This is a genomic window from Leclercia sp. TB492 (genome assembly GCF_049974505.2).
GTDB lineage: Bacteria > Pseudomonadota > Gammaproteobacteria > Enterobacterales > Enterobacteriaceae > Enterobacter > Enterobacter adecarboxylatus_C.
On the sequence record NZ_CM127572.1, the window covers coordinates 2,380,718 to 2,405,779 of the forward strand.

At 58.2% G+C, this 25,062-nt stretch carries 24 protein-coding genes; 13 read left to right on the plus strand and 11 right to left on the minus strand.

Annotated elements, in window-relative coordinates; all coding sequences use genetic code 11:
- Window positions 1-87: 87 nt before the first annotated feature.
- Genes ACP4QI_RS11285 through ACP4QI_RS11295 form a run of 3 tightly spaced genes read left to right on the plus strand, consistent with a single transcriptional unit; the run spans window position 88 to window position 6,573 of the window.
- Window positions 88-1,428: an SrfA family protein gene (locus ACP4QI_RS11285; protein ID WP_285128709.1), complete on the plus strand. Its 1,341-nt coding sequence runs from the start codon at window positions 88-90 to the stop codon at window positions 1,426-1,428.
- A gap of 4 nt (window positions 1,429-1,432) precedes the next feature.
- Entirely contained in the window at window positions 1,433-4,414 is a 2,982-nt protein-coding gene (locus ACP4QI_RS11290) for a virulence factor SrfB (protein WP_426494932.1), read from the plus strand.
- Window positions 4,411-6,573: a virulence factor SrfC family protein gene (locus tag ACP4QI_RS11295; protein ID WP_426494611.1), complete on the plus strand. Its 2,163-nt coding sequence runs from the start codon at window positions 4,411-4,413 to the stop codon at window positions 6,571-6,573. The genes ACP4QI_RS11290 and ACP4QI_RS11295 overlap by 4 nt, the downstream gene beginning before the upstream one ends.
- Before the next feature lie 103 nt (window positions 6,574-6,676).
- Here the strand turns inward: ACP4QI_RS11295 and ACP4QI_RS11300 are convergent, their stop codons facing one another.
- Both ACP4QI_RS11300 and ACP4QI_RS11305 read right to left on the minus strand, forming a co-directional pair.
- Window positions 6,677-7,447, minus strand: coding sequence for an alpha/beta fold hydrolase (locus tag ACP4QI_RS11300; protein ID WP_426494610.1), 771 nt, complete (start codon window positions 7,445-7,447; stop codon window positions 6,677-6,679).
- A 212-nt stretch (window positions 7,448-7,659) separates the two neighbouring features.
- Window positions 7,660-7,833 (minus strand): GhoT/OrtT family toxin, encoded by a 174-nt coding sequence (locus ACP4QI_RS11305; RefSeq protein ID WP_072036615.1) that lies wholly within the window; start codon window positions 7,831-7,833, stop codon window positions 7,660-7,662.
- A gap of 423 nt (window positions 7,834-8,256) precedes the next feature.
- Between ACP4QI_RS11305 and ACP4QI_RS11310 the strand changes: the two genes are divergently transcribed.
- Both ACP4QI_RS11310 and ACP4QI_RS11315 read left to right on the plus strand, forming a co-directional pair.
- Window positions 8,257-8,598: a DUF1971 domain-containing protein gene (locus tag ACP4QI_RS11310; protein WP_142489562.1), complete on the plus strand. Its 342-nt coding sequence runs from the start codon at window positions 8,257-8,259 to the stop codon at window positions 8,596-8,598.
- Window positions 8,599-8,602: 4 nt separating this feature from the next.
- The gene (locus tag ACP4QI_RS11315; protein WP_059307860.1) at window positions 8,603-8,785 is read left to right on the plus strand and encodes a DUF1869 domain-containing protein; all 183 of its coding nucleotides are present in this window, start codon (window positions 8,603-8,605) and stop codon (window positions 8,783-8,785) included.
- A 39-nt stretch (window positions 8,786-8,824) separates the two neighbouring features.
- Here ACP4QI_RS11315 and patD read toward each other — a convergent pair whose 3' ends face one another.
- The 7 genes from patD to ymcF form a co-directional block, all read right to left on the minus strand.
- Window positions 8,825-10,249 carry an aminobutyraldehyde dehydrogenase gene (gene patD, locus ACP4QI_RS11320; RefSeq protein WP_142489563.1) on the minus strand — a complete coding sequence of 475 codons (1,425 nt, stop codon included), beginning with the start codon at window positions 10,247-10,249 and terminating at the stop codon, window positions 8,825-8,827.
- Window positions 10,250-10,273: 24 nt separating this feature from the next.
- Window positions 10,274-11,080 carry an ABC transporter permease gene (locus ACP4QI_RS11325; protein ID WP_426494609.1) on the minus strand — a complete coding sequence of 269 codons (807 nt, stop codon included), beginning with the start codon at window positions 11,078-11,080 and terminating at the stop codon, window positions 10,274-10,276.
- The gene (locus tag ACP4QI_RS11330) at window positions 11,070-12,008 is read right to left on the minus strand and encodes an ABC transporter permease (protein WP_426494608.1); all 939 of its coding nucleotides are present in this window, start codon (window positions 12,006-12,008) and stop codon (window positions 11,070-11,072) included. Before ACP4QI_RS11330 ends, ACP4QI_RS11325 begins: the two co-directional genes overlap by 11 nt.
- A gap of 7 nt (window positions 12,009-12,015) precedes the next feature.
- Window positions 12,016-13,029 carry an ABC transporter ATP-binding protein gene (locus ACP4QI_RS11335; RefSeq protein WP_426494607.1) on the minus strand — a complete coding sequence of 338 codons (1,014 nt, stop codon included), beginning with the start codon at window positions 13,027-13,029 and terminating at the stop codon, window positions 12,016-12,018.
- Window positions 13,030-13,046: 17 nt separating this feature from the next.
- A complete protein-coding gene (gene ydcS, locus ACP4QI_RS11340) occupies window positions 13,047-14,192 on the minus strand; it encodes a putative ABC transporter substrate-binding protein YdcS (protein ID WP_142489567.1) in 1,146 nt (381 codons plus the stop codon).
- Window positions 14,193-14,485: 293 nt separating this feature from the next.
- A complete protein-coding gene (locus tag ACP4QI_RS11345) occupies window positions 14,486-15,904 on the minus strand; it encodes an aminotransferase-like domain-containing protein (protein ID WP_426494606.1) in 1,419 nt (472 codons plus the stop codon).
- A gap of 113 nt (window positions 15,905-16,017) precedes the next feature.
- Entirely contained in the window at window positions 16,018-16,206 is a 189-nt protein-coding gene (gene ymcF, locus ACP4QI_RS11350) for a cold shock small protein YmcF (protein WP_142489569.1), read from the minus strand.
- A 374-nt stretch (window positions 16,207-16,580) separates the two neighbouring features.
- On the opposite strand from ymcF, the gene ACP4QI_RS11355 reads away from it, so the two are divergent.
- From ACP4QI_RS11355 to ACP4QI_RS11390, 8 genes are all read left to right on the plus strand, one after another.
- Entirely contained in the window at window positions 16,581-17,609 is a 1,029-nt protein-coding gene (locus ACP4QI_RS11355; protein ID WP_142489570.1) for an LLM class flavin-dependent oxidoreductase, read from the plus strand.
- A gap of 178 nt (window positions 17,610-17,787) precedes the next feature.
- Window positions 17,788-18,270, plus strand: a complete 483-nt coding sequence (locus ACP4QI_RS11360) for an Hcp family type VI secretion system effector (RefSeq protein WP_426494605.1) — start codon at window positions 17,788-17,790, stop codon at window positions 18,268-18,270.
- On the plus strand, window positions 18,267-18,743 hold the full coding sequence (locus tag ACP4QI_RS11365; protein ID WP_426494604.1) for a DUF2778 domain-containing protein: 477 nt from the start codon (window positions 18,267-18,269) through the stop codon (window positions 18,741-18,743). The genes ACP4QI_RS11360 and ACP4QI_RS11365 overlap by 4 nt, the downstream gene beginning before the upstream one ends.
- Entirely contained in the window at window positions 18,743-19,003 is a 261-nt protein-coding gene (locus tag ACP4QI_RS11370) for a hypothetical protein (RefSeq protein ID WP_426494603.1), read from the plus strand. The genes ACP4QI_RS11365 and ACP4QI_RS11370 overlap by 1 nt, the downstream gene beginning before the upstream one ends.
- Window positions 19,004-19,498: 495 nt before the next feature.
- On the plus strand, window positions 19,499-20,905 hold the full coding sequence (locus ACP4QI_RS11375; protein WP_307762758.1) for a cytochrome ubiquinol oxidase subunit I: 1,407 nt from the start codon (window positions 19,499-19,501) through the stop codon (window positions 20,903-20,905).
- Window positions 20,905-21,915 (plus strand): cytochrome d ubiquinol oxidase subunit II, encoded by a 1,011-nt coding sequence (gene cydB, locus ACP4QI_RS11380; protein ID WP_426494602.1) that lies wholly within the window; start codon window positions 20,905-20,907, stop codon window positions 21,913-21,915. Before ACP4QI_RS11375 ends, cydB begins: the two co-directional genes overlap by 1 nt.
- On the plus strand, window positions 21,915-22,043 hold the full coding sequence (locus ACP4QI_RS11385; protein WP_142489576.1) for a DUF2474 domain-containing protein: 129 nt from the start codon (window positions 21,915-21,917) through the stop codon (window positions 22,041-22,043). The genes cydB and ACP4QI_RS11385 overlap by 1 nt, the downstream gene beginning before the upstream one ends.
- A gap of 151 nt (window positions 22,044-22,194) precedes the next feature.
- On the plus strand, window positions 22,195-22,425 hold the full coding sequence (locus tag ACP4QI_RS11390) for a DUF2554 family protein (RefSeq protein ID WP_142489577.1): 231 nt from the start codon (window positions 22,195-22,197) through the stop codon (window positions 22,423-22,425).
- On the opposite strand, the gene ACP4QI_RS11395 is transcribed toward ACP4QI_RS11390, so the two are convergent.
- Window positions 22,426-24,390 (minus strand): peptidase U32 family protein, encoded by a 1,965-nt coding sequence (locus ACP4QI_RS11395; RefSeq protein ID WP_426494601.1) that lies wholly within the window; start codon window positions 24,388-24,390, stop codon window positions 22,426-22,428.
- An 80-nt stretch (window positions 24,391-24,470) separates the two neighbouring features.
- Window positions 24,471-24,998 carry a helix-turn-helix domain-containing protein gene (locus tag ACP4QI_RS11400; protein WP_426494600.1) on the minus strand — a complete coding sequence of 176 codons (528 nt, stop codon included), beginning with the start codon at window positions 24,996-24,998 and terminating at the stop codon, window positions 24,471-24,473.
- Window positions 24,999-25,062 lie beyond the last annotated feature (64 nt).

The window sequence follows — 25,062 nt, forward strand, 5'->3', positions numbered from 1 at the left end:
AATCACCCCTTTTGCCGTCTCTTCTGCCGTTTGCTTGCCCGCAGATTTCGTAAAGTAGACGCGTGAAAAAGTCTATGGGATCAAATCGTGGCAAAAACCCTTTTACGCAGCGGCAATCTGGATGATTTTCAGGCCGTTGGCGGCGGCGGACAGGCCGTTTTTGAATCAGCATTGCAAATCCGTGAGGCCCTGCGCCTGCGCAAACAGCAGTCGATCGTTGATTGCCTTGCGATCCCCCAGGTCAACGACGAAGGCGACCGGGTAGACTGGTACTCGCCTACGGAAGGCGTCGTGACCAGCTGGAAAGCCGCCGACGAAGATGCGCGCTTCCGGGCGCTGCGCCTGCTGGAAAGCACCCTGTCCAGCGTGGAATCCCTGAGCAAGAAATCGCTCCAGTCGCCAAAAACCGCCCAGCAGCTGTTTGGTTCCCTGCTGTCTAAAGCGTTCCAGTTCCCGGGGGAAAACTTCCTGTTCCTGGTGGACGGCAAGCCGGTGATCACCTTCTGGGGCTTTGTGAATCTTAATGAAAACGCGCGTGAGGATATTCTCGACTGCCTGCGCGCCTCTCTGCTGCCGGTCCCAATGCCTGCCCCGGTTATTGAGCCGGAACCCGAGCCGGAACCGGCCCCGGCCATCGTCTTTGAGAAAGCCGATGAACCGCTGGTTGCCGCCCCGGCGACGGTGCATATCACCGCCGACGATCTCTACGAGGCGCATCCTGCCCCGGTCATGACCGCCAGCGAGCCTGAGCCAGAACCCGCCCCGGCAATCGTCACGGCGAAAAAACGCCGCGTTGCGCTTTGGGCGCTGCCTGTCGCCGCAGTGGTTGTTGCCGCCGTGGCCGCCCCATTGCTGTGGCCGAAGCAGGCCCCCACCGCTGAGCCGGTGAAAGCCGTAGCCGTCGCCCCGGTGGCGATCGCGCCAAAACCCGTTGCCGCCGTAGAGCCTCTGCCGCAGAATTTACCGCTGCACCAGGCCGAAGTGGCCGCCGTGAAAGCTGCTGAGCCGGTCGAGGCTGAACCGGTGGTGATTACCGCGATCCCGAAAGATGCGATGGTGATGGAAGCCGGTCAGGTGAAATCAGGCTCGACCCGTTTTCTTAACGGCAGCTGGCGGGCGATGCTGGAGGTGACCGATCCCATCACCGGTAAGCCGCCGTACGTGCGCTATCAGATCCAGAACAATAAAGGTACGGCCCGCGTCGTTCACGGTAAGAACGTGGTCTGCCGCGCAACGGTCTTCTCCGGGCTGCACAGCAACGGTGAGCTGATGATTAAAACCCGCGGCAACGCCCGCTGCGCCGACGGCTCGCGCTACCCGATGCCGGAAATTACCTGTAAAGCCGGTACCAACGACGTGGCAGAATGCAGCGCGCGCTACGACGCGAAAACCGTGGTTCCATTGACATTCAGGAAGGCAGGTGCGTGATCCTATGCTGGTAAACCTTTGCGACTACAAACAGAGCGTCACGCTGATTGCGAACAGCGGCGTTCAGTTTCTTGATTTTGGCCTGACGCCGCAGGACTCCGCCCAGAGCGGACGTTTCGTGCGTAAAACCGCGAATGGCCCCCTGCTGCGCCTGGATTTCGATCTGGTTAATGGCCGCTATACCCTGCCTGCCACGGGCGGTGGACAGCCGGAAGTGGTCAAACCCGAAAGCACCATTCTGCTCCAGCAGTCGCTGGCGGTGCTGGACGGCGTCTGGCTGCCGGTGCCGTTTTTACGCTTTAACCCGCCGCGTACCTTTGTTGAAGGCCCGGATAACTGGGCGCGGGTGCAGGTGCGCAAGCTGGAGACGCCCGATAATGCCGGGAACAGCCATCGCGTAACCCTGGCGCTGGACAGCCAGATTGCCGCCCATGCCACCAGCCCCCTGTCGCCGGTGGAGAACGATATTCTTAACGGCACCCGCTTCGCGCTGGCCTGGCGCGATGACGAAGTGGCGAACTTCCTCGACCAGACCTGGATTGACGGCTGGCTGCGCGAGGCCTTCACCCAGTACGCCACGGGCGTGGAGAATCGCGCCGAACGCGATCTCCAGCTGGCGATGCGCAACTTTGAGTACCAGGCGCACTGGCTGAACATTATGGCGATGCTGGGCGAGCAGCTGACGGTGCCGGAGGTAAAATTCGTCACCCATACCCTCAGCACTCCGGCGATCCCGGTGGACCTGATCCTGGATGTGGGCAATACCCATACCTGCGGCGTGATCATTGAAGACCACGGCGACGCCAACGACGGTCTGCGTCAGACCGCCGAGTTGCAGGTGCGATCCCTGAGCGAACCGCAGTATCTCAACGAGCCGCTGTTTACCAGCCGTCTGGAGTTTTCCGAAGCCCGCTTCGGCAAGCAGCACTTCTCGGTGGAGAGCGGCCGCGAAGATGCTTTCGTCTGGCCATCCATCGTGCGCGTCGGCGACGAAGCGCGGAAGCTGGCAACCCAGCGACTGGGCACCGAAGGCAACAGCGGTATCTCCAGCCCGCGCCGCTACCTGTGGGATGAAACCCCGGTGGTGCAGGACTGGCGTTTCAGCCAGATGAACAGCAAAACCCAGCGCGAGCCGCTGGCGACCGCCTTCCCGCTGATGAACCTGATGAACGATGACGGTCAGCCGCTCTTCACCCTGCCGCAGGACGAGCGTCTGCCGGTCTTCTCGCCGCAGTACAGCCGCAGCACCCTGATGACCCATATGCTGTGCGAGCTGCTGGCGCAGGCGCTGGGGCAGATTAACAGCGTTGCCACCCGTCTGCGTCTGGGCTTCCCGGCCTCGCCGCGTCAGCTGCGCACCCTGATCCTGACCCTGCCCTCGGCGATGCCGAAGCAGGAGCGCGAGATCTTCCGCCGCCGCATGTTCGAAGCCATCGCCATCGTCTGGAAAGCGATGGGCTGGCACCCGCAGGATGACGACTTCTCCAGCCGCAAACAGCAGGAGAAAAGCGTGGTGCCGGTGCCGGAGATCCAGATGGAGTGGGACGAAGCCAGCTGCGGCCAGCTGGTGTGGCTCTATAACGAAGCCATCTCCCATTATAACGGCCAGACCGAAGCCTTCTTTGCGGCCGTGGCCCGCCCGGATCGCGAGCCGGAGCCGGGCTGTCAGCCGGGTCGCGCCCTGCGTGTGGCCTCGATTGATATCGGCGGCGGCACCACCGACATGGCGATCACCCATTACCAGCTCGACGATGGCTCCGGCAGCAACGTCAAAATCACGCCGCAGCTGCTGTTCCGCGAAGGCTTTAAGGTGGCGGGCGATGACACCATGCTGGATGTGATTCAGCGTTACGTCCTGCCTGCCCTGCAGACGCAATTGCAGAAGTCCGGCATTGCCGATGCCTCGCTGCTGATGGCCTCGCTGTTTGGCGACTCCGGGCGCATCGACACCCAGGCGGTGCTGCGCCAGCAGACGGCGTTACAGCTGTTTATGCCGATTGGTCATGCGATCCTCGCCGCCTGGGAAGCCAGCGATATCGACGATCCGCTCGACGGGCTGCACGCCACCTTTGGCGATCTGCTGACCCGCAAACCAACGCGCAACGTAATGAACTATCTGCAGCAGGCCATCGAACACGCCCTGCCAGCGGGATCGGAGCCGTTCGACCTGTTTGCCGTGCCGCTGCACGTCAACTTCCGCGAGATGCAGGATGCGATGCTGGCCGGGCACTTTACCCTGGCCGCGCCGCTGCACGCCGTGGCGGAGGCGATCTCCCACTACGCCTGCGATATTCTGCTGATCACCGGACGTCCAGGCTGCCTGCCGGGCGTCCAGGCGCTGATCCGCCATCTGCAACCGGTCCCGGTCAGCCGGATGGTGTGGCTGGATAAGTACCGGGTGCATGAGTGGTACCCGTTCAGCCAGCAGGGGCGCATCGGCAACCCGAAATCCACCGCGGCGGTCGGGGCGATGCTCTGTAGCCTGGCGCTGGATCTGCGCCTGCCGCGCTTCAACTTTAAGGCGGCGGATATCGGGGCGTACTCCACCGTGCGCTACCTGGGCGTGCTGGATAACACCGTCAACACCCTGCGTGAAGAGAACGTCTGGTATCAGGATATCGACCTCGACAAGCCGGGGGCGAAGCTGGATACCCGTCTGCACTTCCCGCTGCGCGGCAACGTGACTCTCGGCTTCCGTCAGCTGGCGAACGCCCGCTGGCCTGCCACCCCGCTCTACACGCTGAGCATTAACTCGGCGGAACTGGCGAAATCTATCGCCGGGGACGGGGTGCTGAACGTGCGCCTGAAGCTTTGCGGCGGCAATAAGCATGATGGCCCGGAAGCCTTTGAACTGAGCGATGCCTGGCTGCAGGACGGTACGCCGGTGCCACCCGATGCCCTGACCTTTAAACTGAATACCCTGGCGGATCGCAGACACAGCGGCAGCCACTACTGGATCGACAGCGGGAGCGTATACCTGAAATGACAGCCACGACGACCACAACTCAGGCGTTAATCGGGTGGATCAACACAACGCGCCAGCACGCCCCGATCCTCGATAACGACGCCGACGCCCTGCTGGCAAGACTGGCGGTGGCCGACGCGCGGGAACACGCCATTGCGCGGGCGCTGACCTCGGGGAGCACCATTGGTTTATATGGTCACTCACAGGCGGCGAAAGCCCACCTGCTCGCTACCCTGTGCGGCAGTGACAATCAGCGAATGAACGTGATTGTCGGCCAGCGGACCTTTGACTACTTTTCGCATATCAACCCGGGGCATGCCCTGACCAACATGGCGCTGCGCTTCAGTCCGAACGCGGCAGAGGTCGCTGATGACGCCTTTCCACTGCGCCTGAGCCTGCTCACCGAGGCGGAGCTGGTGCAGGTGTTCCTTGCCCGCGCCACGCTGCCTGCGGTGGACAAAACCGTGATTGAAGCGCGACTGGAGAAGTGGCGCGCCCTGCGTCAGCCCCAGAGCGTACCGGGGATCACCCCCGCCGACGTGGGTACCATCGCCCACTACTGGCGCGATACGGTACCCGCCGCAGCCCAGCAGATGGACGATGCCCTGTGGCACCAGTTTGCCCTGCTGCTGCCGTCGCTGGATCTGAGCACCCGCGCCAGCGTCTGGTCGCTGCTGTGGGGCGAGCAGCAGGAACTGACGCAGCAGTGGCTGAAGCTGGCGCATATCCTGCACCAGACCAGCCATGCCCGGGAGCTGGCCGCACCGCTGAGCCTGCTGGTTGATAATTTTGGCCTGCCGACCGAAGGTTTTCTCACCCGGGGCGATATTGCCCTGCCGGACGTGCAGCAGGCGGTTCTGCATCCGCTGCATAACGGCGAGCTGCTCAATGCCATCAGCATTCCGCTGGACGTGCTGGCCCTGCTGACCCGCGAACTGATCCTGCCGGTCGAAAACAGCGCCCTGGCCGGGGTGGATATCATTGATATTCCGGCCCCGTCGGCCCAGCCCGATCTCCCGCTGGCCCAGGCCAAACAGCAGTGGCTGCTGGAGCATTATCGCCAGCATCTGCAGCCGGACGTGCTGGTGATCTGCAACGCCACCGCCCATCACGGCCAGACGGCGAAGACCGCTAAAACGCTGCTCAACTGGGTAAAAGAGACCCAGCCGGGCGACGACGCCGCCCTGCCGGGGCTGGTGTGGGCGATCACCCCGCAGGATGCACGCTTTACCCGCCGCACCAATCTCGACGAAGCGGTGCAACAGCTGCTTGGCAAACCCGGCCAGTACTGGGGCACCCTGCAGGCGCTCGACAGCAGCAGCATGCAGCGAGTGCTCGAGTGGCTTTCGCAGGCAACTCTGCCATCCCAGCGCCATACGCGTCTGCTGGCCTTACGCCAGCGGCATCAGCGTGACCTGCACCAGCTGATGCAGGGGTATCTGGCGCCATTGACTCAGGATCCGACTGCCCAGCGCCGCGCCGCGGAAGCGGTGGTGCGCGCCCTGCAGGGAAGCGCCGCCCGTCACGGGGAGCTGCTGGAAGGGTTACTCCCGCCGCTGCGCGCGTTCGAAACGCTGCTCGCGGTGCAGCAGCCGCGCGAGGAGCAGGTTAACGGTCTCTTTACCGACGCCATCGACCTGTTTGCCGACAGCGCCCAGGATACCGATGAGATATGGCAGCCGACGGACAAAGCCCGCCTCGCCCATCAGGTCTGGGTGAATCACCTGCGCCAGTGGAGCCGCGACGACGCCGTCGCCAGCCGCCTGGGACTCGACACCGCGGTGCTGCAGCAGATTAGCGATGTGCTGGTGATCGCCAGCTACCGCCTGAATCTGCTCGCCCAGCTGAAAAAGATTGTCGATACCGATAAAAGCAGCGCCGCGCAGCTGCACGCCGCGCTGGGGAACTTTGTGGGCTGGGTCGGCTATGCGCAGACGCCAGCTTCTGAGCGCCCTGCCAGCCGTGTCCGCAAGGGCCAGCCGGTATTTGTCACGCCAACGGTCAACAGCAGCGCCCCCCGCTTAACCCGCCTCGGCGAGCAGCCAGTGCATGCCGCGACGGCCTATGTCTATGACTGGCTTGTGGCCTTGTATACCCAGGCGATTGATAATATCGGGTATCAGCATCCACACGATATGACGATGGATGATCGGAAGGCGTTGCAGGGCTTACTGGCCTGAAACAGATGCCTGATGGCGCTACGCTTATCAGGCCTACGTTCAGTGCAGCAGGTGAAATGGGTTTTGTAGGCCGGATAAGGTGCTTGCACCGCATCCGGCAACCTCACCGGCCCGCCTGACTCTGCTGGATACAATCAGCCAACGCCTTCGCCAGCGCCGACGGGTTTTCCCACGACATCGAATGCCCGGCATCGGGGATAATTTTTACCTCAATACCCTGCTGGCGCATCTCGTCCACGTCGGCATCGGGCAGTGAAAGCTCACCAAATATCAGCCAGACCGGGCAAGGTAATTGTTGAAAACGCACGTTCCAGCTGGGCTGTACGCCTTTAACCAGACTCGCGGCACCGCGCCACACCGCCCAGGGAGCATTACTTTGCAGGCATCCTTTCCAGGGCGAGGTTTCAGCTTCAAGCAGGGCCTGATAACCGGTACGGATAAAATCGTTCTCCGTCCGGGCGGCGATATCCCGGCTAAAGGCGCCACCTCCGGCATGAAAATTGGGTTCAGAAACGATCAGACCCAGCAGACGGCTATCGGCCAGTTCTGCCGTTTCGATTGCAATGCTGCCTCCCATGCTGTGCCCGTACAGCCAGAATGACGTTATGGCTAAATGGTTAAGCAGTTCAATGACCACCCGAGCCTGCGCTGAGGTTTGATAGCTGTAGGCTTCAGGTTTATCGCTGTAACCGCTGCCAGGCAGATCGATAAGGATGGCCCGACGGGAACCGAACTCAGGGTCGCAGACTATACGGGGATATTCATAAGAAGAGGCGCAGCCGAGACCGTGGATAAAAACCAGTGGCTCGCCGTGGCCGGGAAGTTCTTGCCAGCGCACCGTGCAATGCGCCTGCTGCGAATAAAAGCTGTTCATAAGCACTCCTTTTCAGATGACTGTGTTTTTATACAGGCAACCGAAGAGGAATGCTATTGCTGGAATTTAAATCTGGAAGGCGTCTTCAGAAACAGATGCCTGATGGCGCTACGCTTATCAGGCCTACGGTCAGTGCAACAGATGAAATGGGTTTTGTAGGCCGGATAAGGTGCTTGCACCGCATCCGGCAATACGCCGCGCAGGGATCGCTGTCAGAAGAGAGAAATCAGCAGCGCGACCGGAAAACTCATCGGCCAGGTGGAGCCCACCAGAAAGGCGCTCAGAAAGCGGATGCGTTTGCGATCTTTAGAGAGAAACCAGGTGATAAGCGCACTGATCGTCGCCATGACGGCGTAAAACATTAACATTTTCTGGTACAACGTCATCTCATTCACCCAATCTGCTGTTCAATAACCGCGCGCAATATGCGGCAAATGTTGAGGCAGATCAAGTTTTTTGTTACATATTAACCACATAGATATTATGGTTAATAACAACCGAGTAGTTTTCGCTACATCCTCCGGGCATGCCTGCCTGGCACCCAAACACAATGAGGGCCGCATGATGCGGCCCTGGTTTCCGGGACTACTTCTTCACCGGCTGAGGCTTTTTATTACCCGAGTCGGGCACCTTACGGGATTTGTCTTTATCGACTTGTAGCATAAGACGCTCCTTTGCGGCCTTCGGAATGAGTAAGTATAGCCCACCTGAGGAGTACCACTTTAAAGTAGCATTTTAAATGCACTTTTTGGCAAATTCACGTTAGCGTTTCGTGCTGTAATATCCTCAGTTTTTATAGGGAGGACGTTATGCTGCGTATTCCGCAAAGTTGTATTCACACCCGTTCCACTCCGTTCTGGAACAAAGACACTGCCCCGCCGGGGATTTTCAAGCGCCATCTTGATACCGGCACCCAGCCCGGCGTTTATCCACGCCTCAGCGTCATGCAGGGGGCGGTACGTTATCTCGGCTATGCCGACGAAACCTCCCCCGAGCCCGACAGTACTCTGATTATTGAGGCCGGGCATTTTGGCGTATTTCCACCTGAACGCTGGCACCACATCGAAGTGATGACCGACGATACTTATTTCAATATCGACTTTTTCGTTGAGCCTGATGTGTTGAGAAAGCCGAAAATAGAGAAGGAGTAACATCATGGGCAAAGCAACCTATACCGTCACCGTCACCAACAACAGCAACGGCGTGTCGGTAGATTACGAGACGGACGCCCCGATGGAGCTGATGATCCCGGACGTCGCCGCTCAGGTGGTGAAAGACCTCGTGAATACCGTGCGCGCCTACGACACGGAGAATGAGCACGAGGTGTGCGGCTGGTAACCGAAGGCAGCGACGCTTCGTCGCTGCCTGCTTTCCGCATTAATGCTTAATCATCACATGCCTGACCACGGTGTAATCTTCCAGGCCATAGACCGACATATCCTTGCCGTAGCCTGACATTTTCATCCCGCCGTGCGGCATTTCACTCACCAGCATAAAGTGGGTGTTCACCCAGGTGCAGCCATACTGAAGATGGGCGCTGAGGCGATGCGCGCGGCCCACGTCCTGGGTCCAGACCGACGAGGCCAGCCCGTACTGGGATTCGTTAGCCCAGCCCAGCACCTGATCTTCGTCGTCAAATTCGGTGACGCTGACTACCGGGCCAAACACCTCCCGCTGGACGATGGCGTCCTCCTGCTTCGCGCCTGCCAGCAGGGTCGGCTGGAACCAGTAGCCTTTGCCGTCGTGCTTGCTGCCGCCGGTAATGACCTGCACATGCTCCAGGGCTTTGGCCTGATCCACAGCCTGACACACCCGGTCGAGGTGCGCCTGCGAGCTTAGCGGACCCAGTTCGGTGCTCTCGTCATTCGGATCGCCGATCTTCAGGCTGGCGACCGCGGCACCCAGTTTTTCCACCAGCGCCGGATAGATGCCCTTTTGCGCGTAGATACGGCAGGCGGCGGTGCAGTCCTGCCCGGCATTGTAGAAACCGAAGGTGCGTACCCCTTCTACTACCGCATCGAGATCGGCGTCATCAAAGACGATTACTGGCGCCTTGCCGCCGAGCTCCATATGGGTGCGCTTAATGGTCGATGCGGTATGGCCGATGATGTGTTCCCCGGTGGCGATAGAGCCGGTGAGCGACACCATCCGCACCTTTTCATGCCCGGTCAGCGGATCGCCGACGGTTTTGCCCCGCCCGAACAGCACGTTGAGCACCCCTGCCGGGAAAATCGTCTGTGCCAGCTCCGCCAGCTTGAGGGCGGTGAGCGGCGTGATCTCCGAAGGTTTAAGCACCACGCAGTTCCCGGCGGCCAGGGCCGGGGCCAGCTTCCACGCCGCCATCATCAGCGGATAGTTCCAGGGCGCAATTGAGGCGACGACCCCCACCGGGTCGCGGCGGATCATAGAGGTGTGTCCCTCGAGATATTCTCCCGCCGCCGAGCCGTGCAAGGTGCGCGCAGCCCCGGCAAAGAAGCGAAACACGTCGGCTATCGCCGGAATTTCATCCCCCAATACGCAGTGCAGCGGTTTGCCGCAGTTTTGCGACTCAAGTCGGGCCAGGGCCTCAGCATTGGCTTCGATGGCGTCGGCCAGCCTGAGCAGGCACTCGGCGCGGCTTTTCGGCGTGGTGCGCCCCCAGCTGGCGAAGGCGCGGTCGGCGGCCTGTACGGCAGCATCGACCTGAGCGGCAGAGGCCTCCGCAATGTCCAGCAGCACCTCGCCGGTCGCAGGGTTATAGACCGGCTGCGTTTCCCCTTCGCCGTTGACCAGTTCACCATTAATCAGCAGTTGAGTTTGCATAGTATTGTCCTGTTGAAATCAACGTTATTTCCCGCTGCCGGCAACGCTCTCGCCGTCGCGGGTTAGCCACCAGGCTCCCAGAATGGGTATCGCGGTCACCAGCATCACCAGCAGGGCCACCACGTTGGTAATAGGAACATCGCGCGGGCGACCGAGCTGGTTTAACAGCCACAGCGGCAAGGTGCGCTCATGTCCGGCAGTAAAGGTCGTGACGATGATCTCATCGAACGACAGGGCGAACGCCAGCATCCCCCCTGCCAGCAGCGCCGACCCCAGATTGGGCAGCACCACGTAGCGGAAGGTTTGCCAGCCGTTGGCGCCGAGATCCATCGAAGCCTCAATCAGGCTCCAGGAGGTACGCCGGAAACGGGCAATCACATTATTGAACACCACCACCACGCAGAATGTGGCGTGACCGAGAATGATGGTAAAGAAGCCGGGCTCCAGATTGATGGTCTTAAACGCCGTCAGCAGCGCCAGACCGGTGATGATCCCCGGCAGGGCAATCGGCAGGATCAGCATTAGCGACACCGCGTTCTTACCAAAGAACTCCCGCCGCCATAGCGCCGCGGCCGCCAGGGTACCGAGCACCAGAGCGATTAGCGTTGAGAGAGCGGCAATCTTAAGTGACAACGTCACCGATTCAATAATGTCGCTGCGCCCCGCCGCCGCGCTAAACCACTTCAGCGTCAGCCCCTGCGGTGGGAAGCTGAACGCCGCATCCTCGGTATTAAAAGCATAGATGGCAATAATCATCAGCGGGAAGTGCAGGAAGATCACCCCGCCCCAGGTGGCAATTTTCAGAAACAGCGGCGCGCGTTCACAGTGCATCAAACGCTCCCAGGCGCTTCACGAACGCCAGATAAACGGTAATGAGAACAATGGGCACCAGCGTAAAGGCTGCCGCCATCGGCATATTGCCAATCGCCCCCTGCTGGGAGTAAACCATCTGCCCGATAAAGTACCCCGGCGGGCCCACCAGCTGCGGCACGATAAAGTCGCCCAGCGTCAGGGAGAAGGTAAAGATCGACCCGGCGGCGATACCCGGAATGGCCAGCGGCAGTACTACGTAGCGGAAGGTCTGACGCGGGCGGGCCCCCAGGTCAGCAGAGGCCTGCAACAGTGACGGCGGCAGACGCTCAAGCGCCGCCTGCACCGGCAGGATCATAAACGGCAGCCAGATATAGACGAACACCAGAAAACGCCCCAGCCCGGAGGTGGAGAGCGTACTGCCCCCAATACCCGGCACCGTTAACAGCGAGGTCAGAACCGGCTCCAGCCCCATATGGCTGAGAAACCACTGCGCCACGCCGTCTTTCGCCAGCAGCAGCGTCCAGGCGTAGGCCTTGACGATATAGCTGGCCCACATCGGCAGCATCACCGCGATGTAGAAAAAGGCCTTCCACTTCCCGCGGGTGTAGCGCGCCATATACCAGGCCATCGGGAAGGCGAGGATCGCGCTGCCGACAGTGACGGCAATTGCCATCGTCAGGGTGCGCAGGATGATGTCGTAGTTGGCAGGATTGAACAGCGCGCGGATGTTGGCAAAGGTCAGGTCCGGCGTCACCGACATGGTGAAGTCATCGAAGGTGTAGAACCCCTGCCACAGCAGGGTAAACAGCGACCCCAGATAAACAATGCCAAACCACATTAGCGGGCCGAGAAGGAGTAAGAACAGCCCCAGCGATGGTCTGCGCCAGAACAGCGCCGACAGACGGCTGGCCAGGCCGTGCGGCGCCGGGGTGGGTGCCACGCTCATGTCCATTTCACCTCTCCTCATGCAGCGGCACCATGGCGTCGCGCGCCCAGGAGGCGGTCACCGTCTGCCCGGGTTCCACCCCTGCGGCCAGCGCGGCACCGGTCAGGTTCGCCTGGCTCACCAGCAGCTTTTCCCCCCCGGCAAGACGGAGCTCAAAGCGGGTGGACGCCCCCTGGAACTGCACGGCCTGCACCCGGCCCTGAACCTGAATTTCTCCCTCCCCGTCGAGGCGAATATGTTCCGGACGCAGGGAGTAACTCCCCGTCAGGCCGCAGACGCGCTGCGCCAGGGCGTCCGTGAAAACGTTCGAGGTGCCGACGAAGCTGGCAACGAACGGCGTACGCGGGCGCAGGTAGAGCTCGCGCGGGGTATCCACCTGCTCGATACGGCCATTATTGAACACCGCCACCCGGTCCGACATCGACAGCGCTTCGCCCTGATCGTGGGTGACGAAAATAAAGGTGATGCCCAGCTCCTGCTGCAATTTTTTCAGCTCAAACTGCATCTGCTCGCGCAGTTTCAGATCCAGTGCGCCGAGGGGCTCATCCAGCAGCAACACCCGGGGCTGATTAACCAGCGCCCGGGCAATCGCCACCCGCTGACGCTGTCCGCCGGAGAGCTGAGAGGGTTTGCGGGTTTCCGCGAAGCTGAGGCCGACCTTATCCAGGGCCTCTCGCGCCTGGGCCTGACGGGTGGATTTGTTAATTCCTTTTACCATCAGCCCATAGGCCACATTCTCGAGGATCGACATGTGAGGAAACAGGGCGTAGTCCTGAAAGACGGTATTAACGTCACGCTCCCAGGGCGGCAGCTCGCTGGCGTCTTTGCCAAAGATCGAGATGGAGCCCCCGCTCAGCTGTTCGAAACCGGCAATCAGGCGCAGGCAGGTGGTTTTGCCGGAGCCCGAAGGCCCCAGCATCGAGAAAAACTCGCCGTCACGAATCCGGATCGTTACCCCGTCCACCGCACGCACGTCGCCATACAGGCGTGAGACATCGTTAAACTCTACTGCGTACGTCATAATCCGCTCCCTGGCGCTTAACGACCACCCATAATGGCGATGTAGTCCTGCACCCAGCGGCTGTAAGGCACAAATTTGCCGCCGTTGGCGATGGGCGTTTTCCAGAACATGATTTTGTCGAAATAGTTGTAGCCGTTGGTTTCGCAGCCTTTGTCGCCCAGCAGGGTGCTGGCTTTACAACCTTCCGCCACCACCGGCAGTGAACCGAACCATGCTGCGAGATCGCCCTGCACTTTTGGCGTCAACGACCAGTTCATCCATTTGTAGGCGCACATCGGATGTTTGGCGTCTGCGTGCAGCATGGTGGTGTCCGCCCAGCCCGTCACCCCCTCTTTCGGGAAGACGGTGCCAATCGGCTGATTCTCGCCTTTGAGGGCGTTAGCCTGATACGGCCAGGCGCTGGAGGCAACCACCCCTTCGTTTTTGAAATCACTCATCTGTACGGTAGTGTCGTGCCAGTAGCGGTGGATCAGCGCGTGCTGATCTTTAAGCACTTTCAGGACTGCCGCGTATTGCGCTTCGGTCAGCTGATAGGGGTCGGTGATCCCCAGATCCGGCTGGGTGGCTTTGACGTACAGCGCCGCATCGGCAACATAGATCGGGCCATCGTAGGCCTGAACCCGCCCTTTGTTGGTTTTGCCGTCCGGGAGGTTTTGTTCTTTAAACACCACGCCCCAGCTGTCGGGCGGGGTCGGGAAGGTTTTGGTGTTGTACATCAGCAGGTTTGGCCCCCACTGATAGGGCGTGCCATAGGCCTTACCGTCGACGTTAAACCACTCCCCTTTGACGATGCGCGGGTCGAGGGTTTTCCAGTTGGGGATCAGATCGGGATTAATGGGCTGAACCCGTTTGCCCATGATCAGACGCAGGGAGGCGTCGCCGGAGGCGGTCACCAGATCGTAACCTCCCTTCGCCATCAGGCTGACCATCTCGTCGGAGGTGGCGGCGGTTTTGACGTTCACTTTACAGCCGGTCTCTTTTTCAAAGGCGGTGACCCAGTCGTAGGCTTTATCGGTCTCGCCGCGTTCGATGTAGCCCGGCCAGGCAATGATATCCAGCCGTCCTTCGCCCTGACCGATCTCTTTTGGCGGCTCCGCTGCCTGCGCAGTCAAAACAGTCATGCCGAGCGCGCACAGGCTGCTACGGGCAAATTTTTTGCTCATACGTCTTACTCCTGTCGTAATGAAATCAGAAGGCAGCCGTGCCGATAAGAATATCTTCTGAATTAAACGTAGACCGCGCCAATGCCGCGCACCCGGCGGGCTGTGGAAATTTCACCAGGTTGTGACCGGGGGCGCATTCCCCGGTAACTGGATTATAGACAAGGGGTTAGCAGGCGCTGGCGTTATGCATATTTCCTATGAGCGACAATAAAAAAACGCCGCAAATTAATTGCGGCGTGATTAACGGGATAAGAAAACTTTATTCAGACGCGCGGATCAATCGCGCGAAAATACTATTTTTGCGCGTTTAACATTCCGCTAATTATCTGCGCTAACTGGATCACCGCCTGCTCCTCCCGCTCTCCCCAGGCCCAGGAGGTATTAAAGCGGAAAAACGGCGTCCAGGTGTCGGAGGTGGAGAACATTTTGCCCGGCGCAATGCTGATGTGGTGCTCCAGCGCCCTGGCGCTAAGCTCCCCGGCATCGAGCGGCGCGGGCAGCTCCAGCCACAAAAAATAGCCGCTGTCGCTGTGATGGATTTTCACTTCAGCCGGCAGATGGCGCAGCAGTGCCTGCCACGCCTGCTGTTTACGCTCGGCCAGCGTGCGGCGCAAGCGCCTGAGATGGGCGTCGTAGCGTTTGGTGGCGAGATAATCCACCAGCGCGAGCTGCATCGGTGAGCTGGTGGACAAAGTGCTCATAAGCTGTAGCTGCTGAATACGGCGGGCATGTTTCCCGGCCGCCACCCAGCCAATACGGAACCCGGCGACCAGACATTTGGAGAAGGATGAGCAGTGCAGCGTCATGTCGCTACGGTCCCAAGCTTTGGCCGGGAGCGGCTTTTCGCGGCCGTAATAGAGTTCGCTGTAGACGTCGTCCTCAATCAGCGTGACGTTATGCTCGGTGAGCAAGGCGGTAAGCTGCGCTTTTTTGTCCGCGCTGAGGGTAAAGCCCAGCGGGTTCTGGCCGTTGGTCATCAGCCAGCAGGCTTTGACCGGATAGTCGTTCAACGCCTGGGCCAGGGCGTTGAGATCGATCCCCTCGTGCACGTCGGTAGCCACCGACAGCGCCTTTAATTTCAGACGTTCAAGTGCCTGTAACGCCCCGTAGAAGCAGGGGTTTTCCACAATTACCCAGTCGCCCGGTTCGGTGACCGCCTGCAGGCTGAGATTCAGCGCTTCGAGGGCACCGGCGGTAATAACAATTTCATCCGGGGAGATGTTCATCCCCTGCTGCGCGTAGCGTCGGGCGATGGCGTGACGCAGATCGACGTTGCCCGGCGGCAGGTTCTCGATCACGCTCATGGCGGTGGCGGTCTTGCTGACGTTCGCCAGGGAGCGGTTCAGCTGCTGTAACGGAAAGAGACGCGGATCGGGAAAGGCCGAGGCAAAGGGCACCACCGAGGGATCGCGGCTGGCCTGTAACACGTCGAAGATATAGGTGTTGATATCCACCGCTTCGTCGCGCATCACCTGCGCGGGCGGCATCGGCTGCTGCCCGGTGGGACGGGCCGCGACGTAGTACCCCGACTGTGGACGGGCCACTATGCGCCCCTGGCTCTCCAGCATCTGATACGCATGACCGACGGTCATAAAGCTCATTCCGCTGCTGGTGACCTGCTCACGCAGGGAGGGCAGCTTATCGCCGGGCTGCCAGACACCAAGCTCGATCTGCGAAATGATTTGCTGCGCCAGGCGCTGGTATTTTTTCATCGGGTTCTCCTTGCTGCATCACAGTGTATATCAGCAGGAGAAAAAAGGCAGGATTAATGAACTGTTATAGGTAGCAGTGAAGAATTCAGCAGGCGTGACGGCGCCCGACTGGCTTACTTACGAAACTCAAACGGCACCTGACGCGCATGGCGAGAGGCCGCTAAATGATCGAGGGTGATCATCGATGATTTGCAGAAAATGCACTTCGCGCCGTGTGGATTTTTTTCAGACACGTCGAAAATGGAGGTGCGGAACTGCGAACCATGACAGCACGGGCAACGAAAATGGATAGTAGAACTCATGTAAATCTCCTGAACGTAAAAACGTTAAATACTAAATTGGGCCTTTAAGGCATTAGAGGTCTGAGACAAAACTAATCAGAGCGTTCAGAGCGTAAAGATAAAACCCAAGAGAGGCTGCGGAGAGGCACAACGTGTTGAGAGATGCTTTAAGGTACTGCGACGGATATTTTTTTGGCATTCAAACCGAAAATCCATTTACGCACAACCGAAGAAAGGATGCAAGCGCTTTTCACGATAAAATTCTTTTGGTTAAGCGACTCTCTGTATTCCTTCAAATTTTTTGACCACATCTGTGAAATAAACGGCATTTCTTCTCATCCGGTAATCCGTAAAGTAAAGGTCACTGTTTTTATCTGAACCCAGGAAATCCCGACATGAAAAAGATCGGATTTTTGTCATTTGGTCACTGGACGCCCTCGCCGCAGTCTGGAACCCGCACCGCCGCTGATGCCTTGCTGCAATCCATCGATCTGGCGGTTGCCGCTGAAGAGCTGGGCGCGGATGGCGCTTACTTCCGCGTGCACCATTTCGCCCGTCAGCTCGCCTCCCCCTTCCCGCTGCTGGCGGCAATTGGCGCGAAAACCAGCCGGATTGAGATCGGTACCGGCGTTATTGATATGCGCTATGAAAATCCGCTGTATATGGCGGAGGATGCCGGTTCAGCCGACTTAATTTCCGGTGGACGTTTGCAGCTGGGCATCAGTCGCGGCTCCCCGGAGCAGGTGATCGACGGCTGGCGCTACTTTGGTTATGTACCGGGCGAAGGTGAAAACGAGTCTGATATGGCCCGTCGCCACACCGAAGTGCTGCTGGAAGCCCTGCGCGGAGAAGGTTTTGCCAAACCCAATCCGCAGCCGATGTTCCCTAACCCGCCGGGCCTGCTGCGCGTTGAGCCGCACTCCGAAGGGCTGCGGGATCGGATCTGGTGGGGGGCGGGTTCGAACGCCACTGCCGTGTGGGCCGCGAAGCTGGGGATGAACCTGCAAAGCTCGACTCTGAAAGACGACGAAACCGGCGAGCCGTTCCACATCCAGCAGGCAAAACAGATCCGCGCCTACCGTGACGCCTGGGCCGAAGCGGGACACACCCGCACGCCGCGCGTCTCGGTCAGCCGCAGCATTTTTGCCCTGATGGACGACCGCGATCGGATGTATTTCGGCTCCAGTCGTAACGAAAGCGACAGCGTGGGTTACCTGGATGAGAAAACCCGTGCCATTTTCGGGCGCAGCTATGCTGCCGAGCCTGACAAGCTGATTGCCCAGCTGAAACAGGACGAAGCGATTGCCGAAGCGGATACGTTGTTACTCACCGTGCCGAATCAATTGGGCGTCGACTATAACGTGCATGTGATTGAGTCGATTCTGAAGCATGTTGCCCCGGAAATGGGCTGGCGCAACGAATAAAGAAATAACGTCTCATGTAGGTAATATTATGTGAGGCGTTGACTTCACCGAATTATTAATCCGTATATAACCACATGATTTATTTATAATAACTATAGCACGATATGCCTGGCCTTTGTCATAAAACCAATGTTAAGTAATGCCTGTTTTTTAAGCTAACTGACAAAAGGAGTTTGACATGGCAATACCGGCCTATCTGTGGTTAAAGGATGATGGCGGATCGACTATCCGCGGTTCTGTCGATGTAAAAGATCGTGAAGGTAGCATTGAAATATTAGGTTTTGGTCACGGACTTCATTTACCTACAGACAACAATACTGGCAAAATTACCGGCACGCGAGTTCATAGTGCACTGGTATTCGAAAAAGAATTCGATTCATCAAGCCCATATCTTTATAAAGCAGTTGCCCACGGACAAACATTAAAAGCAGCTGAGTTTAAGTGGTATCGAATCAACTACTCAGGGCAGGAAGAAGAGTACTTCAATATGCTCCTTGAAGGCGTTAAAGTCGTTTCTATCTGCCCTCTCATGCATGACGTGAAAAATCCCTCAACTGAAAAACATAATCACCTGGAGTCCGTTGCCCTTCGGTACGAAAGGATCACATGGAAACATTGTGATGGGAATATCATTTTCTCCGATGCGTGGAATGAGCGATGATCCGTTGCACATTTCATTTAAATGGCGGACAGATGTCGACCTTAAGTTGCCCGGGCGTTGGTTTCTTTCCAGCTTATTCTGGAAACGCAGGAACCCACAGAAACAATCCTGATTCTGTTGCTATTAGGGGTGTTGGCCCTCTTCCGCAGGGTAAATACTTTATCGTTACTCGTCCCACCGGTCTACTGTCCCCGTTAAAAGATTACTTTTCCTCGCAGCTGAGTGGTTCGGACCGAGATTTATGGTTTGGCTTATTCCGTGAGGACAGCCAAATCGACGACACAACTTTAATAGAGGGTATGAGCCGAGGTAGTTTCCGATTACACCCTGCAGGATATCAGGGGATAAGTAATGGTTGTATAACTCTTGCCAGCAGATGTCATTTTTTGGTCCTACGAGCGGCGCTGCTCAACACTGCTCCAGCAATGGTAACAGCAAGCCTTAGAGCTTATGGCACAGTTCAGGTATTTTGATGAAACATTTAAAAAAGGTCTTAATCTGGTATCTCTTCTTTGCGGTCTATATCGCCATTTTCTGTGGGCTTTTTGTTGGCATACCCGAGGAGGCGCTTCATAGGAGTATCTTTGGTCATGCCCGTGAGGTCAGTGAAATTGATTGGGATAATACTCATATGACAATTCTGCTCGTACTTGATGCACTCCTTACAGGAATGTGTATTTTTACCAGTTCTATTATCATCGATAAGCGTTCTGATGATCGGAAAATATTATGAAACCGATAATCAGTATCGTGGTTTGGTTTAGTCAATTGTTCCTTCTTTGCATTGTATATTCGATGCTTTGCGTATTAATGCCGGACATCTATTTATATGACGTTTATACGGATAAGTTTGGTTTTCTTACCGAGGAACAATGGTACGACCGCTATACTTTTAGTTTGTTAGTTTTATCTTTGCTCTTAACGACGTTTTTAATTTGGCTTATCGCACGTTATAGGCATATACGCAAAAACCGCTGACTGTGGCGGGGCCTTGGCCCCGCCATCGCCTTAATCCGCTAACACACAGTCCTGCCCGTTAATCGTCAGCTTTAGAGGATATTCACCTGCCAGTTTTGCTGGCTTACCGTTTTCACCTGTAGCATAACAGAGTTACTATTTAATCTAATTTCATAAAACTGTTATACATAAATTCCCCTTTTCTGTCTCTGATACTCGACTTCCCGTCCCTTTACCATAACAGCCACACCGTTTTACCCTGAGGTTGTGCATGTTTGGTTTAGATGCGTTTCATCTGGCGAGGATCCAGTTTGCCTTTACTGTCTCCTTCCACATTATTTTCCCGGCGATAACCATTGGCCTCGCCAGCTATCTGGCGGTGCTGGAGGGGCTTTGGCTGAAAAGCAAAAACCCTGTATGGCGCTCGCTGTACCATTTCTGGTCGAAGATCTTCGCCGTCAACTTTGGCATGGGCGTGGTCTCAGGGCTGGTGATGGCCTACCAGTTTGGCACCAACTGGAGCGGTTTCTCCCAGTTTGCCGGCAGCATTACCGGGCCGCTGCTGACCTATGAAGTGCTGACCGCCTTCTTCCTCGAAGCCGGTTTTCTCGGCGTGATGCTGTTCGGCTGGAACAAAGTCGGGCCGGGGCTGCATTTCTTTGCCACCTGCATGGTGGCGCTGGGTACTATCATCTCAACCTTCTGGATCCTCGCCTCCAACAGCTGGATGCAGACCCCGCAGGGCTTTGAGATCGTCAACGGCCAGGTGGTGCCGGTGGACTGGTTTGCGGTGGTGTTTAACCCCTCCTTCCCGTATCGCCTGCTGCATATGTCGATTGCGGCGTTTCTCAGCAGCGCGCTGTTTGTCGCAGCCTCGGCGGCCTGGCACCTGCTGCGCGGCAACAATACCCCCGCCATTCGCCGCATGTTCTCCATGGCGCTGTGGATGACGCTGATTGTCGCCCCCATCCAGGCGATGGTCGGGGATATGCATGGTCTGAACACCCTGAAACATCAGCCCGCCAAAATTGCCGCCATCGAAGGCCACTGGGAGAACCCGCCCGGTGAGCCTACCCCCCTGCTGCTGTTTGGCTGGCCCGATATGGAGCAGGAGCGTACCCGCTACGGCCTGGAGATCCCGGCGCTCGGCAGTCTGATCCTCACCCACAGCCTCGATAAGCAGGTTCCAGCTCTGAAGGAATTCCCGAAAGAGGACCGCCCCAACGCTACCATCGTCTTCTGGTCGTTCCGCATTATGGCCGGGCTGGGGATGCTGATGCTGTTGCTGGGGGCCGTTGCCCTGTGGCTGCGCTACAAGCAGCGGCTCTACCACTCGCGGCCTTTCCTGTGGTTTGCCCTGCTGATGGGGCCGTCGGGGTTAATTGCTATTCTCGCCGGATGGGTCACTACCGAAGTGGGCCGTCAGCCGTGGGTCGTGTACGGCCTGCAACGAACCAAAGATGCGGTCTCCGCCCACGGCGATCTGCACATGAGCGTCAGCCTGCTGGCCTTTATTGTGGTCTACACCTCGGTGTTTGGCGTGGGCTACAGCTATATGGTGCGCCTGATTAAAAAGGGTCCGCAGGAAGAAGAGTCCTTCCCGACCGAAAATGATGGTCGCCCGGCCCGCCCGCTCTCGGCAGCGAGCCCTGAGTTTACTACCAAGGAGACACCATAATGGGTATCGATCTTTCCCTGATCTGGTTTGTGATAATCGTCTTCGCCACCCTGATGTATATCGTGATGGACGGGTTTGATTTGGGTATTGGCATTCTGTTTCCCGCCATTCAGGACGCCGACGACCGGGATGTGATGGTCAACAGCGTTGCCCCGGTGTGGGACGGAAATGAAACCTGGCTGGTGCTGGGCGGCGCCGCGCTGTTCGGTGCCTTTCCGATGGCCTATGCGGTGATCGTCGATGCCCTGACCATCCCGCTGACCCTGATGCTGATCGGCCTGATTTTCCGCGGCGTGGCGTTTGAGTTTCGCTTCAAAGCGACGCCCGCGCACCGTCCGTTTTGGGATAAGGCGTTTATCGGCGGCTCGGTGCTGGCCACCTTCACCCAGGGTATGGTGGTGGGCGCGGTGATTAACGGTTTTGCTGTCAGCGGCCGCGCCTTTGCCGGCGGCCCGTTCGACTGGTTCACCCCTTTCAATCTGTTCTGCGGCCTGGGACTGGTGGTGGCCTATGCCTTTTTAGGCGCCACCTGGCTGGTGATGAAAAGTGAGAACCCGTTGCAGGGGCGGATGCGTGAGGTATCGAAGCGTCTGCTGCTGGCGCTGCTGGGGATTATCGCGGCGATCAGCATCTGGACACCGCTTTCCCAGCCCGCGATTGCCGACCGCTGGTTCAGCCTGCCGAACCTGTTCTTCCTGCTGCCGGTCCCGGTTCTGGTGGCGGTGTTGGGCCTGTGGCAGTGGCGCAGCCTGAACAATCCGCACAGCCACCATCTGTCGTTCGTGCTGACCCTCGGGTTAATCTTCCTCGGCTTTAGCGGGCTGGGGATCAGCATCTGGCCGCATATCATTCCGCCGTCGATAACCTTATGGCAGGCCGCCGCGCCAGCGCAGAGCCAGGGCTTTATGTTAGTGGGCGCGCTGTTCATCATCCCGATCATCCTTGTCTACACTTTCTGGAGCTATTACGTATTTCGCGGCAAAGTCCAGCCTGGGGAGGGCTATCACTGATGAATCAACCTGTCTGGAAACGTCTGATGTGGATGGTGATTATCTGGGGCGGCAGCGTGCTGGCCCTGGCGCTGGTGGGGATGTTCTTCCGCGTGCTGATGACCGCGGCGGGGTTTAAAGCGCACTAAATACCCCCCAACCCTCTCCCGGCAAGGGAGAGGGAACAGTCCATGCCCAGACAAATTCTGACAAAACCTTTTCGCGCCTTTGAAGATCCTAATAATAACCTAACTGAACTATCGGCATGATGGCCGCTCAACGTAACCGGGTGGTGGCAGAATGTTTACAAAAACGTTATCGATAGTGATGCTGACCTGCGCGCTTTTTTCCGGGCAGCTGATGGCGGGACACAAAGGGCATGAATTTTTTTGGGTGAAGAACGTCGATCAGCAGCTGCGCCACGAAGCCGACAGCGATGAGCTGCGCGCCGTGGCGGAAGATTCCGCTGAGGGTTTGCGCGAACATCACCACTGGCAGAAGTCGCGCAAACCGGATACTCACTTTCTTTGATTAACTGCCTTTACGCTTCGGCAGCGTTTTCAGCAGTTCGTCAGGGCTGACGGAGGCCACAACGCTGCCCGGCTGAGGCATTTTAAAGATGTGATTTTTCATCTTGCCGATGACGTGCATTTCGCACGGACGGCAGTCAAACTTCAGGGTTAACACCTCATCGCCGTTCACCAGCTGCATAGGCGTGGCCTTCCAGCTCTTGATGCTGCCCTTAGCCTGCTTCGGACAGAGGTTAAAGGCGAAGCGCAGACAGTGCTTGGTGATCATCACCGGCACATCGCCCTTCTCTTCGTGCGCCTCATAAGCGGCATCGATCAGCTCAACGCCATAGCGCTGATAGAAGGCCCGCGCCTTATGGTTGTAGACGTTTGCCAGGAACGAAAGGTGCGTTTCCGGGTAGACCGGCGGCGGTACGGAGACCGCTTTGCGGCTGCCGCGCGGGTAATTCGCCAGACGGGCTTCGTCGAGCATCTCCGCGGTTTCACGGCGGAACTGGTTTAACAGGCTGTTCGGCACAAAGAGTGCGCCAGGCAGGTTGACCTGAATATCCCGGGCGTAATAGATGGTCTGGCCCAGTTTGGCGATGCCGTCTTTCAGATTGTTCAGCGCTTTTTCGGCGTTATTAGCAACCTCAAACATCCCATCCAGGGTGTGGGTCACACTGGTGCCGTCTTCGCTGGTCATGGTGAGGATCAGTTGCTCTTCCCAGCCGCCCAGCTCAATGTCCACCGCAATGCGACGCTCGCTGGAGGTTTTCATCAGCGCCTGCTGCCAGTTATGGTCGAGGTTGCGGTTCAGGGCCGCATGTGGACGCGCTTTATACAGATCGGCAGGCATTTCGTTCGGCCAGACGCGATAGCGGTTTTCAGTGGTTTTTTCCACCGTATTGGCGCGGAAGCCCACCACTTCACGTTTGATCATCACGTTCAGGCCATCACCGTTCGCCAGCGGTTCTGTCACTTCCACGTCGAGATACTCTTTCGTCACCTTCAGCACTTCACCCACCGGCAGGCCAATAAATTTCGGTGAATCGAAGGCGCCGATGTCGTCTTTACGCGCGTTCACGAAGTAGTCGGTGCTGCCGCGGTGGAAGGTTTTATCGGTGGACGGGATAAAGAAGTGCTCGGTGCGCCCGGCGGAGCTGCGGGCCAGGCCGCCGCGATCTTCAATGATGGCATCGAGCATCTGGCGATAATGAGCGGTGATGTTCTTCACGTAGCTCATGTCTTTGTAGCGCCCTTCAATCTTGAAGGATTGCACGCCCGCGTCGATCAGCGCGCCAAGGTTGGCGGTCTGATCGTTATCTTTCATCGACAGGAGGTGTTTATCAAAGGCCACCACGCGGCCCTGATCGTCTTTCAGGGTATAGGGCAGACGGCAGGCCTGGGAGCAGTCGCCGCGGTTGGCGCTGCGCCCGGTCTGGGCGTGAGAGATGTTGCACTGCCCGGAGTAGGCCACGCACAGCGCGCCGTGGATAAAGAACTCGATGGTGGCGTCGGCCGCCTGGTGAATATCGCGGATCTGATTGAGGTTCAGCTCGCGCGCCAGCACAATCTGGGTGAACCCGGCATCAGAGAGAAACTTCGCTTTCTCCACGCTGCGGATATCGCACTGGGTACTGGCATGCAGCTCAATCGGCGGGATATCCATCTCGAGCACACCCATGTCCTGGACGATTAGCGCGTCGACGCCGGTCTGATAAAGGTCGGTAATCAGACGCTGCGCCGGCTCCAGTTCATCATCATGAAGAATGGTGTTCAGGGTCACGAACACCTTCGCCCCGAAACGGTGGGCGAACGGCACCAGGTCGGCGATATCGCGCAGGCTGTTGCTGGCATTATGGCGGGCGCCAAATCCAGGGCCGCCGATATAGACCGCATCGGCGCCGTGAAGAATCGCTTCACGGGCAATGGCGGCGTCACGAGCCGGGCTTAAGAGTTCAAGATGATGGGATGGCAGGCGCATACTTCGTCGTTATCCGTTATGGTCAAAATGGCGGCTATTGTAGTCAGAAGTATGGGCCAGTGAAACAGTTTTGCGTGCCTTTAGCGGGGATAATGGATAAGCGAGTGAAAGTGCACCGTCTGGCCGCTGCTGTTGTGGTAGGCGTGCGGTTTATCTCCGGCAAATCGCAGGCCGGTATCGGGGGCTAACGTCTGCCAGACGCCGTCGATCTGCATCTCCAGCTCCCCGCTGATCACCACCACGTGCTCAATCACCCCGGCTTCGTGCGGCGTGGATTCGCTGAGTGCGCCCGGGGCGAGGGTGATCGAGAAATGATCATACTTTAGCGTCTCGTCCCAGGGAAACAGCGGTTTGACCACCATCGCCTGCTGCTGCGGGTCGAAGACCGGCGGATTCTCCGCTTCGGGGGTGATAAAGGTGGAGAACGGCACGTTCAGCCCGGTGGCAATTTTCCACAGCGTTGAGACTGTCGGACTGGATTCGTTGCGTTCCACCTGGCCGAGCATCGCTTTCGACACGCCGGTCTCTTCTGCCAGCTTTGACAGGCTCCAGCCGCGCGCCTGACGCAGCGCTTTCAGTGTAAAGGCAAGATGTTGTGTGATGTCCATGGGCCCTCCCGTTGTCGCGAGTGTAACACTTGTATGCTATAACGCACAGTGCTACATTCACGGC

Excerpts from the sequence above, each read along its gene's own strand:
- ACP4QI_RS11290 (WP_426494932.1), top strand. The coding sequence starts at position 1,433 with ATGCTGGTAAACCTTTGCGACTACAAACAGAGCGTCACGCTGATTGCG.
- ACP4QI_RS11295 (WP_426494611.1), top strand. The coding sequence starts at position 4,411 with ATGACAGCCACGACGACCACAACTCAGGCGTTAATCGGGTGGATCAAC.
- ACP4QI_RS11300 (WP_426494610.1), bottom strand. The coding sequence starts at position 7,447 with ATGAACAGCTTTTATTCGCAGCAGGCGCATTGCACGGTGCGCTGGCAA.
- ACP4QI_RS11305 (WP_072036615.1), bottom strand. The coding sequence starts at position 7,833 with ATGACGTTGTACCAGAAAATGTTAATGTTTTACGCCGTCATGGCGACG.
- ACP4QI_RS11310 (WP_142489562.1), top strand. The coding sequence starts at position 8,257 with ATGCTGCGTATTCCGCAAAGTTGTATTCACACCCGTTCCACTCCGTTC.
- ACP4QI_RS11315 (WP_059307860.1), top strand. The coding sequence starts at position 8,603 with ATGGGCAAAGCAACCTATACCGTCACCGTCACCAACAACAGCAACGGC.
- patD (WP_142489563.1), bottom strand. The coding sequence starts at position 10,249 with ATGCAAACTCAACTGCTGATTAATGGTGAACTGGTCAACGGCGAAGGG.
- ACP4QI_RS11325 (WP_426494609.1), bottom strand. The coding sequence starts at position 11,080 with ATGCACTGTGAACGCGCGCCGCTGTTTCTGAAAATTGCCACCTGGGGC.
- ACP4QI_RS11330 (WP_426494608.1), bottom strand. The coding sequence starts at position 12,008 with ATGAGCGTGGCACCCACCCCGGCGCCGCACGGCCTGGCCAGCCGTCTG.
- ACP4QI_RS11335 (WP_426494607.1), bottom strand. The coding sequence starts at position 13,029 with ATGACGTACGCAGTAGAGTTTAACGATGTCTCACGCCTGTATGGCGAC.
- ydcS (WP_142489567.1), bottom strand. The coding sequence starts at position 14,192 with ATGAGCAAAAAATTTGCCCGTAGCAGCCTGTGCGCGCTCGGCATGACT.
- ACP4QI_RS11345 (WP_426494606.1), bottom strand. The coding sequence starts at position 15,904 with ATGAAAAAATACCAGCGCCTGGCGCAGCAAATCATTTCGCAGATCGAG.
- ymcF (WP_142489569.1), bottom strand. The coding sequence starts at position 16,206 with ATGAGTTCTACTATCCATTTTCGTTGCCCGTGCTGTCATGGTTCGCAG.
- ACP4QI_RS11355 (WP_142489570.1), top strand. The coding sequence starts at position 16,581 with ATGAAAAAGATCGGATTTTTGTCATTTGGTCACTGGACGCCCTCGCCG.
- ACP4QI_RS11360 (WP_426494605.1), top strand. The coding sequence starts at position 17,788 with ATGGCAATACCGGCCTATCTGTGGTTAAAGGATGATGGCGGATCGACT.
- ACP4QI_RS11365 (WP_426494604.1), top strand. The coding sequence starts at position 18,267 with ATGATCCGTTGCACATTTCATTTAAATGGCGGACAGATGTCGACCTTA.
- ACP4QI_RS11370 (WP_426494603.1), top strand. The coding sequence starts at position 18,743 with ATGAAACATTTAAAAAAGGTCTTAATCTGGTATCTCTTCTTTGCGGTC.
- ACP4QI_RS11375 (WP_307762758.1), top strand. The coding sequence starts at position 19,499 with ATGTTTGGTTTAGATGCGTTTCATCTGGCGAGGATCCAGTTTGCCTTT.
- cydB (WP_426494602.1), top strand. The coding sequence starts at position 20,905 with ATGGGTATCGATCTTTCCCTGATCTGGTTTGTGATAATCGTCTTCGCC.
- ACP4QI_RS11385 (WP_142489576.1), top strand. The coding sequence starts at position 21,915 with ATGAATCAACCTGTCTGGAAACGTCTGATGTGGATGGTGATTATCTGG.
- ACP4QI_RS11390 (WP_142489577.1), top strand. The coding sequence starts at position 22,195 with ATGTTTACAAAAACGTTATCGATAGTGATGCTGACCTGCGCGCTTTTT.
- ACP4QI_RS11395 (WP_426494601.1), bottom strand. The coding sequence starts at position 24,390 with ATGCGCCTGCCATCCCATCATCTTGAACTCTTAAGCCCGGCTCGTGAC.
- ACP4QI_RS11400 (WP_426494600.1), bottom strand. The coding sequence starts at position 24,998 with ATGGACATCACACAACATCTTGCCTTTACACTGAAAGCGCTGCGTCAG.